The sequence below is a fragment of the Pseudomonas nabeulensis genome, from assembly GCF_004682045.1.
GTDB lineage: Bacteria > Pseudomonadota > Gammaproteobacteria > Pseudomonadales > Pseudomonadaceae > Aquipseudomonas > Aquipseudomonas nabeulensis.
Genome location: NZ_QUZT01000009.1, coordinates 37,746 through 56,286 on the forward strand (window position 1 = coordinate 37,746; position 18,541 = coordinate 56,286).

General features: G+C 59.3%; 15 protein-coding genes. 9 read left to right on the plus strand and 6 right to left on the minus strand.

The window, feature by feature from the left end; translation table 11 throughout:
• Positions 1 to 60 precede the first annotated feature (60 nt).
• The 3 genes from DYL61_RS07130 to DYL61_RS07140 all read right to left on the minus strand — a co-directional run bounded on the left by DYL61_RS07130 (position 61) and on the right by DYL61_RS07140 (position 5,952).
• Positions 61 to 1,662 (minus strand): ABC transporter substrate-binding protein, encoded by a 1,602-nt coding sequence (locus DYL61_RS07130; protein ID WP_135307777.1) that lies wholly within the window; start codon positions 1,660 to 1,662, stop codon positions 61 to 63.
• An 87-nt stretch (positions 1,663 to 1,749) separates the two neighbouring features.
• Positions 1,750 to 4,893: a dermonecrotic toxin domain-containing protein gene (locus DYL61_RS07135; protein ID WP_238704544.1), complete on the minus strand. Its 3,144-nt coding sequence runs from the start codon at positions 4,891 to 4,893 to the stop codon at positions 1,750 to 1,752.
• Positions 4,894 to 5,241: 348 nt separating this feature from the next.
• Positions 5,242 to 5,952 carry an SIMPL domain-containing protein gene (locus DYL61_RS07140; protein WP_135307779.1) on the minus strand — a complete coding sequence of 237 codons (711 nt, stop codon included), beginning with the start codon at positions 5,950 to 5,952 and terminating at the stop codon, positions 5,242 to 5,244.
• Positions 5,953 to 6,169: 217 nt separating this feature from the next.
• Here DYL61_RS07140 and DYL61_RS07145 point away from each other — a divergent pair, with 217 nt between their 5' ends.
• From DYL61_RS07145 to DYL61_RS07155, 3 genes are all read left to right on the plus strand, one after another.
• Complete coding sequence (locus DYL61_RS07145; RefSeq protein WP_135307780.1) at positions 6,170 to 7,432, plus strand: ATP-binding protein; 1,263 nt, start codon at positions 6,170 to 6,172, stop codon at positions 7,430 to 7,432.
• Positions 7,425 to 7,985 (plus strand): response regulator transcription factor, encoded by a 561-nt coding sequence (locus tag DYL61_RS07150; protein ID WP_135307781.1) that lies wholly within the window; start codon positions 7,425 to 7,427, stop codon positions 7,983 to 7,985. Before DYL61_RS07145 ends, DYL61_RS07150 begins: the two co-directional genes overlap by 8 nt.
• A 98-nt stretch (positions 7,986 to 8,083) precedes the next feature.
• Positions 8,084 to 9,808, plus strand: a complete 1,725-nt coding sequence (locus DYL61_RS07155; protein WP_135307782.1) for an ABC transporter ATP-binding protein/permease — start codon at positions 8,084 to 8,086, stop codon at positions 9,806 to 9,808.
• Between the two features lie 195 nt (positions 9,809 to 10,003).
• Here DYL61_RS07155 and DYL61_RS07160 read toward each other — a convergent pair whose 3' ends face one another.
• On the minus strand, positions 10,004 to 10,441 hold the full coding sequence (locus DYL61_RS07160) for a Z-ring associated ZapG family protein (RefSeq protein ID WP_105696206.1): 438 nt from the start codon (positions 10,439 to 10,441) through the stop codon (positions 10,004 to 10,006).
• Positions 10,442 to 10,588: 147 nt separating this feature from the next.
• Here DYL61_RS07160 and DYL61_RS07165 point away from each other — a divergent pair, with 147 nt between their 5' ends.
• The 3 genes from DYL61_RS07165 to zapE all read left to right on the plus strand — a co-directional run bounded on the left by DYL61_RS07165 (position 10,589) and on the right by zapE (position 13,772).
• Positions 10,589 to 11,218 carry an alpha/beta hydrolase gene (locus tag DYL61_RS07165; RefSeq protein WP_135307839.1) on the plus strand — a complete coding sequence of 210 codons (630 nt, stop codon included), beginning with the start codon at positions 10,589 to 10,591 and terminating at the stop codon, positions 11,216 to 11,218.
• A 24-nt stretch (positions 11,219 to 11,242) separates the two neighbouring features.
• Positions 11,243 to 12,598 carry a tryptophan--tRNA ligase gene (locus DYL61_RS07170; RefSeq protein WP_135307783.1) on the plus strand — a complete coding sequence of 452 codons (1,356 nt, stop codon included), beginning with the start codon at positions 11,243 to 11,245 and terminating at the stop codon, positions 12,596 to 12,598.
• 79 nt (positions 12,599 to 12,677) lie between these two features.
• The gene (gene zapE, locus DYL61_RS07175; protein WP_135307784.1) at positions 12,678 to 13,772 is read left to right on the plus strand and encodes a cell division protein ZapE; all 1,095 of its coding nucleotides are present in this window, start codon (positions 12,678 to 12,680) and stop codon (positions 13,770 to 13,772) included.
• A gap of 116 nt (positions 13,773 to 13,888) precedes the next feature.
• Here the strand turns inward: zapE and DYL61_RS07180 are convergent, their stop codons facing one another.
• Positions 13,889 to 14,809 (minus strand): GlxA family transcriptional regulator, encoded by a 921-nt coding sequence (locus tag DYL61_RS07180; RefSeq protein ID WP_193559431.1) that lies wholly within the window; start codon positions 14,807 to 14,809, stop codon positions 13,889 to 13,891.
• A gap of 220 nt (positions 14,810 to 15,029) precedes the next feature.
• On the opposite strand from DYL61_RS07180, the gene DYL61_RS07185 reads away from it, so the two are divergent.
• The gene (locus DYL61_RS07185; RefSeq protein ID WP_135307786.1) at positions 15,030 to 16,166 is read left to right on the plus strand and encodes an acyl-CoA dehydrogenase family protein; all 1,137 of its coding nucleotides are present in this window, start codon (positions 15,030 to 15,032) and stop codon (positions 16,164 to 16,166) included.
• Positions 16,167 to 16,296: 130 nt separating this feature from the next.
• Here the strand turns inward: DYL61_RS07185 and DYL61_RS07190 are convergent, their stop codons facing one another.
• Positions 16,297 to 17,337, minus strand: a complete 1,041-nt coding sequence (locus tag DYL61_RS07190) for an NADP(H)-dependent aldo-keto reductase (RefSeq protein WP_135307787.1) — start codon at positions 17,335 to 17,337, stop codon at positions 16,297 to 16,299.
• 248 nt (positions 17,338 to 17,585) lie between these two features.
• Between DYL61_RS07190 and rplM the strand changes: the two genes are divergently transcribed.
• Complete coding sequence (gene rplM / locus DYL61_RS07195; RefSeq protein ID WP_105696198.1) at positions 17,586 to 18,014, plus strand: 50S ribosomal protein L13; 429 nt, start codon at positions 17,586 to 17,588, stop codon at positions 18,012 to 18,014.
• Positions 18,015 to 18,028: 14 nt separating this feature from the next.
• Complete coding sequence (gene rpsI / locus DYL61_RS07200) at positions 18,029 to 18,421, plus strand: 30S ribosomal protein S9 (protein WP_135307788.1); 393 nt, start codon at positions 18,029 to 18,031, stop codon at positions 18,419 to 18,421.
• Positions 18,422 to 18,541 lie beyond the last annotated feature (120 nt).

An 18,541-nucleotide genomic window follows, 5' to 3' on the forward strand; every position in this document is an offset into this window, starting at 1 on the left:
ATCGGGCGCACCAGGAAGGCCCGACCGAGGCGTCTAGCGCACCCGGTTGGGGCGGTGCTGTTACTTATCTAGACTCACGCCGTAGAAGGGCGTCAGGCCGAAGGGGCTGATCTTGAAGTCTTTGACTTCCTTGCGCAGTGGCTGGAAAACCGTCGAGTTTGCGATAGGCGTTATAGGGACTTGTTCCTTAAGTATTTTTTGCGCCTGTTGATACCACTTGATGCGCTGCTCGCGATCACTGCTGAGCTTGGCCTGCTGCACCAGCTTGTCGTAGGCTGGGTTACACCATTTGGCGTAGTTGCTGCCTTTCACCGCAGCACAACTGTAGAGCACGCCGAGCCAGTTATCCGGGTCGCCGTTGTCGCCGGTCCAGCCATAAATCATCGCGTCATGTTCGCCATTTTTGGCGCGCTTGATGTACTCGCCCCACTCATAGCTGACGATATTGGCCTTGATGCCGATCTTTTCCCAATCCTGCTGGATCATTTGGGCCGACATGCGTGCATTCGGATTGGACGCGCGCTGGACGGTCATGGCCCACAGGTTGATGGTCGTTCCAGGTGCAACGCCTGCTTCTTTTAGTAGCGCCTTGGCCTTGGCTGGATCGTGGGGCGCATCCTTGATATTCGGGTCATAAGACCACTGCGCCGGCGGCAGGGCGTTCTGCGCCAATTGCCCGGCGCCCTGGTACACGGCCTTGATGATCGCCGGCTTGTCGATGGCCATGTCCAAGGCCTGGCGCACCTTGAGCTGGTCCAGCGGCGGGTGGGTCACGTTGTAGGCGAGAAAGCCCAGGTTGAAACCGGCTTGTTGCAGCACGCGCAGGTTGGGGTCTTGCTTCATCACCTCGATGTCGGCAGGGCGCGGGTAGCCGCTGACCTGGCACTCGCCGGCCTTGAGTTTTTGCAGGCGCGAAGCGGCGTCGGGGGTGATGGCGAACACCAGGTTGTCGAGCTTCACATCCTCGGGTTTCCAATACTGTTTATTGGCTGTGTAGCGAATCTGCGAGTCCTTCTGGTAGCGCTTGAACACAAAAGGCCCGGTGCCCACCGGCTTCTGGTTGATGTCCTCGGCCTTGCCTTGCTTGAGCAACTGGGCGGCGTATTCGGCAGACTGCACCGAGGCGAAGCTCATGGCCAGGTTCTGCACAAACGACGCATCGACGTTATTGAGGTTGAAGCGCACGGTGTGCTCGTCGAGCTTGTCGAGACTCTTGATCGTGGTGTTCAGGCCCATGTCGGTGAAGTACGGCGACTCGGAGGGGTAGGCCTTGCGGAACGGGCTGTTGGCATCCAGCAGGCGGTTGAAGGTGAACAGCACGTCATCCGCGTTGAAATCGCGAGTGGGGGTGAAGAAGTCGGTGGTGTGGAATTTGACGCCATCCCGCAGGTGGAAGGTATACGCCAGGCCGTCCTTCGACACGTCCCAGCTTGTCGCCAGGCCGGGTTCGACCTCGGTGCCACCGCGTTTGAACTGGGTCAGGCGGTTGAACACCGTTTCGGCGGAAGCATCGAAATCGGTGCCGCTGGTGTACTGGCTAGGGTCGAAACCGGCGGGGCTGGCTTCGGAGCAGTAGACCAGGGTGGTGGCGGCCTGGGCCATCGGCATGAATGCCAGCAGGCCGGCGGCGAGGAGCAGCGGTTTGAAGGTGATTCTTTCCATGTAGACCCCTGAAGTGGCAGGGTTAGCCTGCCCAAACGAAAACGGCGTTAACCGAGGTTACCGCCGTTCAGGGGGATGTTTAAATAATCATTTCAGCACGAGCGTGAACTCAATGTTGGACGGCGCGTGTTTGTCGATAACGTAAACCCTGGCGGCGTCCTTGATCTCATTGCTTTCGGTGATTGTAAAAGTCCGTTTGGTGGTGATTTCAACCTCCGGTATTTTGTATCGATCAGCCTCCGGCTGGCTGATGGTGTTCTTGCTCACAAAGTTGACGTTGGCGCGGTTCGCGCTGGCGTCATATCTGATGATGATCTCCGTGTCCTTGCCGCCCAGGTAAAACCCGTCCTGCAGTCCGGTGGAATCCTGGTTCAGATAGTTCGAGGCCGGCGCCAGGGAGCCTTGATGAGCCACCTCGGAAATACGTGCCCGCAACATGGGATCAGGCACCAGCGTTTCAAATTGGCGGAGTCTTTCCGCTGTTTTTTCCAGGCCGTCTTGCGCCGTGCTCTTGAGCTCGGTACGCACTTCATTCGCTCCTTCCTTGACGACGACTGAGTAGTTGAAGCGCGAGAGGTCCTTGGTGAATTGTTCCGAATACTCGCTGGCACTGAAGTCCGAGGGGCCGGCGGCCTCTATCGTATCGACCTTGAAATTGTCTTCTGCCAGGTTCCAGGAAACGCCGATTTTGGATTTTATGACGCCGTTTTCTTCAATATTGCGGTTGGAGTAGTCATAGGTGACGTTGTCGTCCATTTTCAAATAGTCATCGATCTGTTCGGCACCTTTGATTTTTTTGCCTTCCAAATCAACAAATGCGTCGGAGATTTTTGGCGCTGCCTTGGTTTCATCTACCGATGGTCGCGACGGTTTGCTCCACGGCCACTTCCCGCCTGGGCCGATACCTCGCGCCCATTCGCCGTCAGCTGTTGCGTGAACGGTCATCACCGGCTTGCCTGTGTCACGGTCAATGACTTGCACGTAATCATTGCTTGGCTTGAAGTCACCTTTGATCTCAAACACCTGACGAACGCCGGTCGCATCGGTGTATCGGATAAACCAATGGTCTGTGCCTGATGCCTGATCTTTTACCTGATAAATGCCTTTTCCATTACGGGTGGCGTTTTCAATAAGTTGCTCACCGTTCGGTACTGCGTAGGCGCTGATATTTCCCGCTTGGCTGGGCTGCAACCGGTTGACTTCGGGGAGCGCCGGGGCACTTTCAATCCGGGGCCGCTCGCCTGGGGCAAGGGCGCGCGGGGGCTCCTGCGGTACAGCGAAGGGGTCCTCCACCGATCCGCTGGCCGCGGCCGAAAACAACGTGTTCAGCACCCCATCGAATGCCTTGGACGCACCGTCCTTGCGCTCGGCCTCGGTATCGCCGGATGACCCTTTTTCCGCCCCCAGCGCCACTTCGCTCAATCCGGTGACAACAGCCAGCGCCGCGACCGGCGCAGCAATGGGCGCCAGCTTGGCCAGCAGGCCTGCGGCTACGGTGATGTCGTTCAGCCAGGTGTCGCGAATCACTTCGCTGTTGGACTTGATCACAACGTCAGCATCGCTGTTCATGCGTTCTTTGGCGGCGGTTGCCAGGGTGGAGAACACATCGCCTTCAATGGCCGCGTGGCTGTCATTGATGGCTGGGCCATTCAATTTTCCGTTGGCCATTTTTTCAAGGAGCGTGTCCAGCCCTTCGGTTTTTTCGCCAACATGCGTGAACCACAGTACGGGCATCAACACCTTGGCCGCTTTGGCCGCAAACCCGGCTTCATGGTCCTGGCGGTAGCTCAACGGAAAGTGAGCGACCAGTGCTTCGCGTTTTTTCGGATCCCTGGTTTGGTCAACCACCCACTGGTTCAGTGTGTCCATGGAGTCGAACCTTAAAAAGGACGGCTCGGCACCCGGTATATAGAGCACTTGTCGACCACCGTCGGCAGCGCTGAATCGCACAATGTCGCTGGACGTAAAGCCTTGGATGTTCAACCCATGCGTGCGAACGAGACCGTTGACGGGAGCCTCGGCCTTGAGCTGCTCAACGCTTAGCGGCGTGTTCTCGTCGAGTGGCAGGTTGGACGCGGCGCCCATGACCAAGCGGTAGTCTTCGCGGGTGAATTTATGTTCGGGCGCTTGCAGTGCCTGTTCAGCGGTTGGCTTGCCTTCGTAAGCCGTGAGTTGCTTGCGCGCCTGGTAGGCGAACTCTCCTTTTATCGCGGTCTGGTAGTTCTCGGTATGGGCACTCCAGAAGTTGTCGATTTTCTGGGTCATCTGCGTCTGGAAGTCGGTTTTCCAACTGGCATGCATGAGCGCGGAAGGCGCGAGGGGAAATTGGTTGTGGGCGCCGTATCCACCCTTGGTACTTTGGCCTGGACCGGCCAGGTACAAACCGGCTTCCAGGTCCAGATTGCCGGGCACGCCGTCATGCTCATTGAAGTTTTTCAGCAGGGCATCCGGCAGGCGCAACGAGGAATAGGGTTCTTCATTGAGGTGTTCCCAGCCCGTGACGGTCGCCGTGTCATTGCTGAGCGGGGTGTTGGCGCCCTTGAAGCGGTTTAGATAGATCGTATCGGCATCGACTTGCTTGCCGGTCAATTCGAAAATCAACTTCTGCGCCCACTGCTTGGCTTCCTCCCGCGTATTGGGCAACTGAGTGGCCACGTCCACCGCCAAGCGCTTGTACTCCAGGGCTTGCGGGGCCGTGCTGTAGAACCTGGCGGCATTCTGTTTTTGCACGTCCAGGGCGTGCGCTGATCGGCTGCTGGCTGGGCGCACGCGGTCGTCCGCCGGGATCGGGTCGAACGCTTTCTGGTGCTCCAGGTGCCTGATTTGCTCGCTGGCCTGGGAGCGCTTCGAAGGGAGAGCAATACCCTGGAAGTTCGCGACCACCTTCGCGCTGACCTGATTAAAACCGTTGCCGAATCGCACACGCAACCCGCCTTTGTCTTCCGGGGCTATCACCTTGGCAGCGGCCAGCAGAGGGGCTGAGATCTGCCCCCAACCAGACGTGTCCGAGAGCGAAAACGTTTTGAGTGTTCCGTCGGCCTCGGCTGACAGCGTGCCTTTGGACGGGTCGACTGAAAGCAGGGCGGATGCCTCGATCTTCTGGTCGCGCAGCCAGCCTTGGACAACCGGGTGCTCCACTTGCGCTCGATACAATTCAAGCCATTGGCCCAATGTGCTTTGGGATGGAACCTTTATAAGGCCGGGATCGCTACGTAGAATTTTGCGCTGCACGGCTTCCAGGTAGGCGTTGAGCAGCGCTGTCTCGTGAGGCGATGGGGGGGCGACGGGCTGGTTTTGTGACGCCTGTGTACTGGCTGATGATATCGGTGAGTCGCCGGGGTGTCGTTGCAAGGGAGAGATGGGGTGAACGGGAGAGATAGACATAAATTCGGTTCTCGTGAGTTAAACGAACGCCTGGGCAGCACTCCCTGTAGCTGCGGCGTTGTTTGTGTCGTGAAAACCGGGTGACTGATTCCAACGGATGTGCTGCGGTATGTGACCTTGCCGTATGAAGCCTCTCCCAAAAAAAAAGGCGCAAACCTTGAAGGGATGCGCCTTTTCTGCCGCTGAGTACAGTGGTTATTGCAGCACTTCAATCACGCCATCCGCACTCATATTGACCTGGCTGGTGCCGGCTTCTACTTCGGGTGTCGGCGCCGAATCCGCCATGGCCGCTTTCATCATCATGCCGCCACGGGCATAGGGTTGTGGATAACCGTTGGTGTTGAAGTTCAGGTTGACGATTTTGTAACCCTTGCCGCCCAAGGCATCGGTGGCCAATTGCGCACGCGCCTTGAATGCTGCGACGGCGTCTTTGAGCAGCGCGTCTTCACTGGTCTTGCGTGTGGCGTCGGCGATGGCGAAGTCCATGCTGTCCATTTTCAGGGTGTTCAGCAGCTCGCCGGTGAGTTTGGACAGCGCCGGGAAGTCCGCGCTTTCCAGACGCAGCTCGGCGCGTTCACGCCAGCCAGTGATCTTCTGGTTCTTGCTGTCGTAGATCGGGTAGCTGTTGCGGCTGCCCTGGCGCAGGGTCACGCCTTTGACTTCGCGGGCCTGGCCGAGGGCTTTATTCATGGTGGTGGTGATTTCGGCGGCGAGCTTGGCCGGGTCGCTGTTCTGGGATTCGGTGTAGAGGGTCACGATCATTTTGTCGCGGGCCACCTCCTGGCTGACCTCGGCGCGCAGGGAAATCTGGTTGTAGTTCAGAGCGTCGGCGGCCAATGCGGGGAGGCTGGCAAAGGTGGCGGCACTGAGGGTGATAACGGCTGCACTGCGAGTGAAACGAGACATTTGAGCTCCTTGAGGATGCCGTGTAGGCATAGCGTGTTCGGTATGACTGTAGACGGTGGCATCCGGTTCTTCGGGTTTACACATTCGCAACAATTACGCGAGTGGCGACGAACGGTCATTTGCCCGGCCTGCGGCAAAGAGCCACACACGCCGTGTCGGCGGGCCTGCTTCGTTTATACTTGCGCCGATCCACCCGCAGCGCTCACCGGGAGAGCTCATGCTCGCCGCCGTAAAACTGACTTCCGCCACTCGCCAGAACCTATGGCGCCTGACGTTCATTCGCACCCTGGTCCTGGCCGCACAAGCCGGCTCCGTCGGGCTCGCCTATTGGTTCGACCTGCTGCCGCTGCCGTGGCTGCAATTGGGTGTGACCCTGGCCTTCTCCACCGTGCTGTGTGTGTTCACCGCCATCCGGCTGCGCACCACGTGGCCGGTGACCGAACTGGAATACGCGCTGCAATTGGCCTGTGACCTGTTTATCCACAGTGTGCTGCTGTACTTTTCCGGTGGCTCCACCAACCCGTTCGTGTCGTATTACCTGGTGCCGTTGACGATTGCCGCGGTGACCTTGCCATGGCGCTACTCGGTGGTGCTGTCTGGGATCGCCCTGACGTTGTACACCCTGTTGCTGGCGCGCTTCTATCCGCTGCAAACCTTCCCCATCGCCCGGGAAAACCTGCAGATCTACGGGATGTGGTTGAGCTTCGCCCTGTCCGCCGCAGTCATCACCTTTTTCGCCGCACGCATGGCCGAAGAGCTGCGTCGCCAGGAAGAACTGCGCGCCATCCGTCGCGAAGAAGGCCTGCGCGACCAGCAATTGTTAGCAGTGGCCACCCAGGCTGCCGGCGCCGCCCATGAGTTGGGCACCCCGCTGGCGACCATGAGCGTGCTGCTCAACGAAATGACCCAGGATCATCACGACCCGGCGTTGCAGGAAGACCTCGGCGTGCTGCGCGAACAGGTCAAGCAGTGCAAGCAGACCTTGCAACAACTGGTGCGTGCCGCCGAAGCCAATCGCCGCCTGGCGGTGGAAATGCAGGACGTGACCCAGTGGCTCGACGAAGCCCTGAACCGCTGGCACCTGATGCGGCCCGAAGCCAGCTATCGCTTCAACCTGCTGGGGCAGGGCGCTGTGCCGCGCATGGCGCCGCCGCCGGACCTGACCCAGGCGCTGCTCAACCTGCTGAACAACGCCGCCGACGCCTGCCCCGAAGGCTTGGGCGTACAGTTGGACTGGGATGCCGAAGACGTGACCATCAGCATTCGTGACCACGGCGCGGGCGTGCCGTTGGCCATTGCCGAGCAAATCGGCAAACCGTTCTTTACCACCAAGGGCAAAGGCTTCGGCCTGGGCCTGTTTTTGAGCAAGGCCAGCGTGACCCGCGCGGGCGGCTCAGTGAAGCTCTATAGTCATGAGGAAGGCGGCACGCTCACCGAGCTGCGCCTGCCCCGTGTCGCACGAGGAGATATCGATGAGTGACGAGATCCAAGTCGAAGGCGAAGAACTGCCGCACCTGCTGCTGGTAGATGACGACGCCACCTTTACCCGCGTGATGGCGCGCGCCATGAGCCGTCGCGGCTTTCGCGTAAGCACCGCATGTTCTGCCGAAGAGGGCCTGACTATCGCCCAGGCCGACCTGCCGGACTACGCCGCCCTCGACCTGAAAATGGACGGCGACTCCGGCCTGGTGCTGCTGCCCAAGCTGCTGGAACTCGACCCGGAAATGCGCGTGGTGATCCTCACCGGTTACTCCAGCATTGCCACCGCCGTCGAGGCGATCAAGCGCGGCGCATGCAACTACCTGTGCAAGCCGGCGGATGCCGACGACGTGCTGGCTGCGTTGCTGTCCGAGCATGCCGACCTGGATACCCTAGTGCCGGAAAACCCGATGTCGGTGGACCGCCTGCAGTGGGAACACATACAGCGCGTGCTCACTGAACACGAAGGCAACATCTCCGCCACTGCCCGCGCCCTGGGCATGCATCGCCGCACCTTGCAGCGTAAGTTGCAGAAGCGTCCGGTTCGCCGCTGAACGTAGTCTGAACAATTCGCTCAGGCCGCACGGAGCCTTGAACCGATCGTCTATGATCGGTTCAAACGCCTGTCACATTTTCTTACAGAGCCTGAACGATGAATCAGAACGCAGAGTATTCCGCGGTCAATGACGCGGTGCGTGGGCAATTTTTTCGCCGTACCTGGGCGATGATCACACCCTATTGGCGCAGTGAAGAGAAGGGTAAGGCGTGGTTGCTATTGGCGGCGGTGATTGGCCTGTCGCTGTTCAGTGTGGCGATCTCCGTGTGGATCAACCACTGGTATAAAGACTTCTACAATGCCCTGGAAAAGAAGGACACCGCGGCTTTCTGGCAGTTGATCGGTTACTTCGGCGGGATCGCCGCCGTGGCGATTCTCGGCGCGGTGTACCGCTTGTACCTGACCCAGATGCTGACCATTCGTTGGCGTGCCTGGCTCACCGAAAAGCACTTCGCCCGCTGGCTTGCCGACAAAAACTACTACCAGCTGGAGCAGGGCGGCTACACCGATAACCCGGACCAGCGGATTTCCGAAGACCTCAACAACTTCACCTCCAGCACCTTGAGCCTTGGCCTTGGCCTGCTGCGCAATGTGGTCAGCCTGGTGTCGTTCTCCATCATTCTGTGGGGCGTGTCGGGCAGTATCGAAGTATTCGGTATCACGATTCCTGGCTACATGTTCTGGTGCGCGCTGTTGTACGCGGCGGTGGGCAGTTGGCTGACGCATCTGATCGGCCGTCGCTTGATCGGCCTGAGCAACCAACAACAACGCTTCGAAGCGGATCTGCGTTTCTCCATGGTGCGGGTGCGGGAGAACGCCGAGAGCATTGCCCTGTATAACGGCGAGCCGAATGAAAACCAGCGCTTGAGCGCTCGCTTTGGCAAGGTCTGGCACAACTTCTGGGACATCATGAAAGTGTCCAAGCGCTTGACCTTCTTCACCGCCGGCTACAGCCAGATCGCGATCATCTTCCCGTTTATCGTTGCTGCGCCGCGCTACTTCACCGGCAAGATCGAACTGGGCGAACTGATGCAAATCAACTCGGCGTTCGGCAACGTCCAGGAGAATTTCAGCTGGTTTATCAGTGCGTATTCGGAGCTGGCTTCGTGGCGCGCCACCAGTGATCGTCTGCTGAGTTTTCATCAGGCCATGAGTGACAACGAGCAGCGCCCACCGGCGATTGATGTACGCCCCGAAGGCGAGCGCCTGGTGGTGCAAGGCTTGGGCATGGACCTGACCGATGGCCGTCACCTGCTGACCAGCGCCGACATGAGCGTAGAGCCAGGCCAGCGCGTGATGCTCAGCGGGCGTTCCGGCAGCGGCAAAAGCACCTTGCTGCGTGCGATGGGCCACCTGTGGCCGGCGGGTCACGGCAGTATTCTGTTGCCAGCGGCGCGCTATCTGTTCCTGCCGCAGAAGCCTTACTTGCCTATTGGTACTTTAAAAGCCGTGTTGAGTTATCCACAGGACGACAGCGTTTACCCGGCTGAACGTTATGCACAGGTCCTGGACACCTGCCGGTTGCCACATCTGGTCAATCGCCTGGATGAGGCCAACCACTGGCAACGCATGCTCTCACCGGGCGAGCAACAACGGCTGGCCTTTGCCCGTGCGTTGTTGTTTGCGCCGCAATGGCTGTACATGGACGAAGCCACATCGGCCATGGATGAAGAGGATGAGGCGACGTTGTACCAGGCGCTGATTGATGAGTTGCCGGGGTTGAGCATTGTCAGCGTGGGCCATCGCAGCAGCCTCAAGCGCTTCCATGGGCGGCATGTGCGGATTGAGGGTGGGCGGTTGCAGGAACAGCAACCGGCCTAAGGGTGTACTCGATTAATGTGGGAGGGGGCTTGCCCCCGATTGCGGTGGGTCAGTCACAACATCTGTAACTGACAGGCAGCCATCGGGGGCTCGCCCCCTCCCACATTTGATCTCCTGTGTTCTTGAGAGTGAGCACTTAACAAAAAGCCCGGCTGATCATCGATCAGCCGGGCTTTTTGATTGCTGGAAGAAAACTTACTTCTTCAAGCCGTAATGCTCATCCAGCATGCCAGGGGCGTTCGGCGTTTTTGGCGCGTAGTCCCGTGGTGGCTCCTGGTTTTCCCGCGGTGGGGTCAGGCGCTCACGTGGTGCTTGCGGTGCATCGGAATGCAGCGCGGCCAGCAGGCGCTGACGGGTGATGTCGTCGAGGGCCAGGCGGTTGGCACCGTCGGCGAGGTGATCCTGTACTTCCTGGTAGCTTTGGGTGAGTTTCTTGACCAGGTTGGCGGTGCTGTTGAAGTGGGTAACAACCTCGTTCTGATAACTGTCAAAACGTTCCTGAATATCATCCAACTGACGCTGCGTGCGGTTAGGCGCGGCATTCGGCAGCAGGCGAGCAACCAGGAATCCAATGGCGACACCGGCAACCAGGGCAAGAGTCGGCAACAACCAAACTAAGAGCGAGTGTTCCACGAGTCCTTCCTCTATAAACGGCTTTGCTTTACGTTAACGGCTCAAACCTGCGCTGTATACCGCGATTAAGCTCGCAATGATGCCATGCACAGACTTTTAGCTAGACGAGTCGACCCTTTGAGAGGTCACGGAGTTCATTCCTTGCTCATGCGTGAAACCCCCGTTTTGATCGATGGCCCGGTGGGCCAATTGGAAGCCCTGTACCTGGATCACCCCGAACCACGGGGCCTGGCGCTGATCTGCCACCCCAACCCGGTGCAGGGTGGGACCATGCTCAATAAAGTCGTATCGACCCTGCAACGCACCGCCCGCGATGCCGGTTTGATTACCTTGCGTTTCAATTACCGTGGCGTTGGCGCCAGTGCCGGTGTGCACGACATGAGCACCGGCGAAGTGGACGATGCCGAAGCGGCCGCCACCTGGCTGCGGGAAAAACACCCGGACCTGCCGATCACGCTGTTCGGCTTTTCCTTCGGTGGCTACGTGGCTGCCAGCCTCGGCGGTCGCCTGGAAGCCAAGGGCGAAAAACTTGCCCACCTGTTTATGGTCGCCGCAGCAGTGATGCGCCTGCGCGATTCCGATGCGTTGCCACAGGGCTGCCCATTGACCCTGATCCAGCCGGAAACCGACGAAGTGGTCGACCCGCAGCTGGTCTACGACTGGTCCGCCGCCTTGAATCGCCCCCATGAGCTGCTGAAAGTGGCAGAATGCGGGCACTTTTTTCATGGCAAGCTCACCGATCTCAAGGATCTGGTGCTGGCGCGCCTCTCGAATTGATAGCAGTCTGATAAGCGATTACCCATGACGACTCGTACCCGTATCCTCACCGGCATCACCACCACCGGCACGCCGCACCTGGGCAACTACGCCGGTGCGATCCGCCCGGCGATCCTCGCCAGCCAGGACGCCAATGCCGACTCCTTCTACTTCCTGGCCGACTACCACGCCCTGATCAAATGCGATGACCCGCAGCGCATCCAGCGCTCGCGTATGGAAATCGCCGCGACCTGGCTGGCCGGTGGCCTGGATGTGAACCGGGTGACCTTCTACCGCCAGTCCGACATCCCGGAAATCCCCGAGCTGACCTGGTTGCTCACCTGCGTTGCCGCCAAGGGCCTGCTCAACCGCGCCCACGCGTACAAGGCCTCGGTGGACAAGAACGTGGAAGCCGGCGAAGACCCGGATGCGGGCATCAGCATGGGCCTGTACAGCTACCCGGTGCTGATGGCGGCGGACATCCTGATGTTCAACGCCCATAAGGTGCCGGTCGGCCGTGACCAGATCCAGCACGTGGAAATGGCGCGCGACATCGGCCAGCGCTTCAACCACCTGTTTGGCAACGGTAAAGAATTCTTCACCATGCCCGAGGCGTTGATCGAAGAAAGCGTCGCCACCTTGCCGGGCCTGGACGGTCGCAAGATGTCCAAGAGCTACGACAACACCATCCCGTTGTTCACCAGCGCCAAGGACATGAAGGACGCCATCTCGCGCATCGTCACCGACTCCCGCGCGCCGGGCGAAGCCAAGGACCCGGACAACTCCCACCTGTTCACCTTGTACCAGGCATTTGCCAGCAAGGCCCAGGAAGAAGAATTCCGTGCCGAGCTGCTGCAAGGCCTGGGCTGGGGCGAGGCGAAGAATCGTCTGTTCCAGCTGTTGGACGGCCAATTGGGCGAAGCCCGCGAGCGTTACCATCAACTGATGTCGCGCCCATCGGACATGGAAGATCTGCTGCTGATCGGCGCCAAGAAAGCCCGCGCCGTGGCGGCACCGTTCCTGGCTGAGCTGCGTGAAGCGGTGGGCCTGCGTTCGTTCGTCAACCAGACGGCGGCTCCGGTAGCGGCCAAGAAGAAAGCCGCGAAAGCCGCGCGTTTCGTGAGCTTCCGCGAAGCTGACGGTAGCTTCCGCTTCCGCTTGCTGGCGGCCGATGGCGAGCAATTGCTGTTGTCGCGCAACTTCGTCGACGGCAAGGCCGCGGGTGCTGTGACCAAACAATTGCAAAGCGGTGACGCGCTGGACGTACGCACTGAAGCCCTGGGTTTCAGCGTATGGCTGGACGGCGCAGTGGTCGCCGATAGCGCCGCGTTCACCGACGAAGCGTCGCGCGACGCTGCCATCACCGCTTTGCGCGTCGCGTTGACCCCTCTCGAAGATTGACCCGACCAAGGGTTGATTGCCATTAATCAGGGCCGTCGTTACAGTGACGGCCCGTTTTTGTTGCCTTGCTAACGAAATTATGACGCCCCTAGAACGATATCAAGCTGATCTGAAACGCCCTGAATTCTTCCACGACGCGGCCCAGGAAACGGCGGTGCGCCATTTGCAGCGCCTGTATGACGACCTCGTCGCGGCTTCGCAAAGCAAGCCAGGGATGCTCAGCAAGCTGTTTGGCAAGAAAGACCACACCCCGGTCAAAGGCCTGTATTTCTGGGGCGGCGTGGGCCGGGGCAAGACGTACCTGGTCGACACCTTCTTCGAAGCGCTGCCGTTCAAGGAAAAAGTACGGACGCACTTCCACCGCTTCATGAAGCGCGTGCACGAAGAAATGAAGACCCTGCCGGGCGAGAAAAACCCGCTGACCATCATCGCCAAGCGTTTCGCCGACGAGGCGCGGGTGATCTGCTTCGATGAATTCTTCGTCTCCGACATCACCGACGCCATGATCCTTGGCACCCTGATGGAAGAACTGTTCAAGAACGGCGTGACCCTGGTTGCCACGTCGAACATCGTGCCGGACGGCTTGTACAAGGATGGCCTGCAACGTGCGCGCTTCCTGCCGGCCATTGCGCTGATCAAGCAGAACACCGAGATCGTCAACGTCGACAGCGGCGTCGACTACCGCCTGCGTCACCTGGAGCAAGCGGAGCTGTTCCACTTCCCGTTGAACGAAGCGGCCCACGACAGCCTGAAAAAGAGCTTCCGCGCGCTGACGCCGGAATGCACCCAGGCGGTGGAAAACGACAAGTTGATGATCGAGAACCGCGAAATCGTCGCCCTGCGTACCTGCGATGACGTGGCCTGGTTCGACTTCCGCGCCCTGTGCGACGGCCCGCGTAGCCAGAACGACTACATCGAACTGGGCAAGATCTTCCACGCGGTGATCTTGAGCGGCGTGGAGCAGATGGGCGTGACCACCGACGATATCGCGCGACGGTTTATCAACATGGTCGATGAGTTCTACGACCGTAACGTCAAGCTGATCATCTCGGCGGAAGTTGAGCTCAAGGATCTGTACACCGGCGGTCGCCTGACCTTCGAATTCCAGCGCACCCTCAGCCGCTTGCTGGAAATGCAGTCCCACGAGTTCCTGTCGCGCGGGCACAAACCTTAAGAACAACGCAAATCAAATGTGGGAGGGGGCTTGCCCCCGATAGCGGTTTATCAGTCACATATGCAGTGACTGACACTCTGTCATCGGGGGCAAGCCCCCTCCCACATTTTTTACCGCTACGCAGCCTGCTGAAACTGCTGCCGATACTGGTTCGGCGACAACTCCGTGTGCTGCCTGAACAACCGCGCAAAGAAACTCGCATCGTCATACCCCACTTCGTAGCTGATGGTCTTGATGCTCTTGCGGCTGCCCGAGAGCAAGCCCTTGGCGGTCTCGATACGCAGGCGTTGCAGGTAATGCAGCGGCTTGTCACCGGTCGCGGTCTGAAAGCGGCGCATAAAGTTGCGGATGCTCATGCCATGTTCCCGGGCCACGTCCTCGAAGCGGAACTTGTCGGCGAAGTGCTCTTCGAGCCAGTGCTGGATCTGCAGGATGATCACATCCTGATGCAGTTTCTGCCCGCCAAATCCAATGCGTCCCGGTGAATAGCTGCGCTGTACTTCATAGAGAATGTCGCGGGCCACGGCTTGGGCGATGTTGGCGCCGCAGAAGCGTTCGATCAGGTAGATGTACAGGTCGCAGGCCGAGGTGGTGCCACCGGCGCAATACAGGTTGTCGGCGTCGGTGAGGTGCTTGTCCTGGTTCAGTTGAACCCGTGGGAAGCGCTCGCTGAACGCGTTGAAAAAACGCCAATAGGTGGTCGCCTCCTTGCCATCGAGCAAACCGGCTTCGGCCAGCCAGAATACGCCAGTAGCCTCGCCGCAGAGGACGGCGCCGCGGGCGTGTTGCTCGCGCAGCCATGGCAGCACTTGGGGATAACGCGTGCACAGCGCGTCGAAGTCGTCCCAGAAGGCCGGCAACACAATGATGTCGGCGTCGCCCAGGCCGCCGTCCACTGGCATGATCACATCACTGAAACTGCGCACCGACTGCCCGTCCGGGCTGACCAGGCGTGACTCGAACGCGGGGATGAGGCCCAGGCCTTGTTGCTTGCCGTAACGCAGGCTGGCGAGGTGGAAGAAATCCTTGGCTTGCATGAGGGTTGAAGCGAAGACCCGATCAATGGCCAAAATGCTGACGCGCCGCAGGGGCGTGGAGATTTGGTTAGACATAATTTCATTTATTCTTATAGGGGAAAGTGGTCACCAGACGGCTGGATCGTCTTATTTTTTGTCGCATGTGTCCAGTGTCCCGTGCTGCCTTCGCGGCATAGTCTCTGTGGGCTTGTTTTTGTCCGACAATCCCCGCAGGTGAGCCATGATCCCCAGAACCTTGTTCAGCCCCGAGCACGAACTCTTCCGCGAGAGCGTGCGCACCTTCCTCGAAAAAGACGCCGCGCCGTTCCATGGGCAATGGGAAAAGCAGGGTTATATCGACAGAAGCCTGTGGAGCAAGGCGGGGGAGGCGGGCATGTTGTGTTCCCATCTGCCGGAGGAGTACGGCGGCCTGGGCGCGGATTTCCTGTACAGCGCGGTGGTGATCGAGGAGATCAGCCGGCTGGGCCTGACCGGCATCGGGTTTTCCCTGCATTCGGACATCGTGGCGCCGTACATCCTGCATTACGGCAGTGAGGCGCTGAAACACAAATACCTGCCCAAGTTGATCTCCGGCGAAATGGTCACCGCCATTGCGATGACCGAGCCGGGTGCCGGGTCCGACCTGCAAGGGGTCAAGACCACTGCTGTGCTGGACGGCGACGAGTATGTGATCAACGGCTCCAAGACCTTTATCACCAATGGCTATCTGGCGGAGCTGGTGATCGTCGTCGCCAAGACCGATCCCAAGGCCGGCGCCAAGGGCACCAGTTTGTTTCTGGTGGAGGCCGACACACCGGGCTTCGACAAGGGCAAGCGCCTGGAGAAGGTCGGCATGAAGGCCCAGGACACCTCCGAGTTGTTTTTCCAGGACGTGCGTGTGCCCAAGGAAAACCTGTTGGGCCAGGCGGGAATGGGCTTCGCGTATTTGATGCAGGAGCTGCCCCAGGAACGGCTGACCGTGGCGATCGGTGCGCTGTCATCCGCCGAAGCGGCGTTGGCGTGGACGCTGGAATACACCCGCGAACGCAAGGCGTTCGGCAAGGCGATTGCGGATTTCCAGAACACCCGGTTCAAGCTGGCGGAGATGGCCACCGAAATTCAGATCGGCCGCGTGTTCGTCGACCAGTGCATGGCGCTGCATCTGGAAGGCAAGCTGGATGTGCCAACGGCGGCGATGGCCAAGTACTGGGCCACGGACCTGCAATGCAAGGTGCTCGATGAGTGCGTGCAGTTGCACGGCGGCTACGGCTTCATGTGGGAATATCCGATTGCGCGGGCCTGGGCGGATGCGCGGGTGCAGCGGATTTATGCGGGGACCAATGAAATCATGAAGGAGATTATTGCGCGGGCGCTTTGATCTTGTGGTGTTGCTGAGGGCCTCATCGGGGGCAAGCCCCCTCCCACACTGACTGTATTCACAAGTCTGAATATGTGAATACAGTCAAATGTGGGAGGGGGCTTGCCCCCGATGGCGGCCTACAAATCAATCAAGGCGCCGGATTCGGATGATCCTTCTGAATCGCCTCAATCCCCTCCAGCACTTCCTTCGACAGCTTCAGATCAGCACTGGCGATATTGCTGTCCAACTGCTCCAGCGACGTAGCCCCAATGATATTGCTGGTCACAAACGGCTGTTGCGTCACAAACGCCAACGCCATCTGCGCCGGGTCCAGCCCATGTTCCCGCGCCAGCGCCACATAACGGCTGCACGCCGCCTCCGACTGCGGGTTGAAGTAACGACTGAAACGGCTGTATTCCGTCAGCCGCGCCTTGGCCGGGCGCGCGCCGTTCTCGTACTTGCCACTGAGCATGCCGAACGCCAGGGGCGAGTAGGCCAGCAGGCCGCATTGTTCGCGAATGGCGACTTCCGCCAGGCCCACTTCAAAGCTGCGGTTGAGCAGGTTGTACGGGTTCTGGATCGACACCGCACGGGTCCAGCCACGGGCTTCGGCCAGGGCCAGGAACTTCATGGTGCCCCACGGGGTTTCGTTGGACAGGCCGATATGACGGATCTTGCCGGCCTTTACTTGCTCGTCCAGCACTTCGAGGGTTTCTTCCAGCGGGGTGAGGTCGTCCTCGTCCTTGTGCTGGTAGCTCAGTTGGCCGAAGAAGTTGGTGCTGCGCTCCGGCCAGTGCAGTTGGTAGAGGTCGATCCAGTCGGTTTTCAGGCGCTCGAGGCTCGCATCCAGGGCTGCGACGATGTGCTTGCGGTTGTGGCGCAGGTAGCCGTCGCGGATGTAGTCGATGGTATTGCCCGGGCCGGCGATCTTGCTGGCCAGGATCCAATCGGCGCGGTCGCCACGGCTTTTGAAATAGTTGCCGATATAACGCTCGGTGGTGGCATAGGTGTCGGCCTTGGGCGGCACCGGGTACATTTCGGCGGTGTCGAGGAAGTTGATCCCCGCGCCCTTCGCCCGCTCGATCTGTGCGAAGGCCTCTGCCTCGCTGTTCTGCTCGCCCCAGGTCATGGTGCCCAAGGCTATCGCGCTCACGTTCAGATCCGTACGGCCCAGCTGTCGATAATCCATCGGGTACTCCTTCAGGGAAAACAATCATAAAAGCAGGTTGAATTTTTTTTCGCAATCTGCATAATTGCCCACCTCTTTCTGCAGTGGAAGTGATGCGCCGCCTGCCGAAGAATCTTGCCGTTGAACGGACGCGCCGACCCGAGCCCCCGATAGCGTCTGTATCCGGCTGCCTTTGACTTGTCAAAGTACGCACTATTCAGTAAGATCCGCCGTCTAATTTACAGGGCGGCCCCTGAGGCTATTAAAGAATGACAACTTTTACTGCAAAACCGGAAACAGTTCAGCGCGACTGGTTTGTCGTCGACGCCGCTGGTCAGACCCTGGGTCGTCTGGCCACTGAAGTCGCCAGCCGTCTGCGTGGCAAGCACAAGCCTGAGTACACCCCTCACGTTGACACCGGTGACTACATCGTGATCATCAACGCTGAGCAGGTTCGTGTAACCGGCAACAAAGCAAGCGACAAAATGTACTACCGTCACTCCGGTTTCCCAGGCGGTATCAAGTCTTCCAACTTCGAAGGCCTGATCTCCAAGAAGCCTGAAGCCCCGATCGAAATCGCGGTCAAAGGTATGCTGCCTAAGGGCCCACTGGGTCGCGATATGTTTCGCAAGCTGAAAGTCTATGCGGGCGCTGTACACCCTCATGCTGCTCAGCAGCCCCAAGAACTGAAGTTTTAACGGAATAGTTCATTATGTCGGCGACTCAAAATTACGGCACTGGCCGTCGCAAAACCGCAACCGCTCGCGTTTTCCTGCGTCCGGGTACTGGTAACATCTCGATCAACAACCGCTCCCTGGACAACTTCTTCGGTCGCGAAACTGCCCGCATGGTAGTTCGTCAGCCGCTGGAACTGACCGAGACCGTTGAAAAGTTCGATATCTACGTCACCGTTATCGGTGGCGGTGTAAGTGGTCAAGCTGGCGCAATCCGCCACGGTATCACTCGCGCACTGATGAGCTACGACGAAACCCTGCGTAGCGCTCTGCGCAAAGCTGGTTACGTTACTCGCGATGCCCGTGAAGTTGAACGTAAGAAAGTCGGTCTGCGTAAAGCGCGTAAGCGTCCGCAGTACTCGAAGCGTTAATTCGCTTTACGTTCCACAAAAACGCCCAGCCTCCTCACGGAGCTGGGCGTTTTTTATTGCCTGCGATTTGTGTAGAAAAATCGCCGTGACAACTTGCCACATCTGTAGAGCCCCTATACT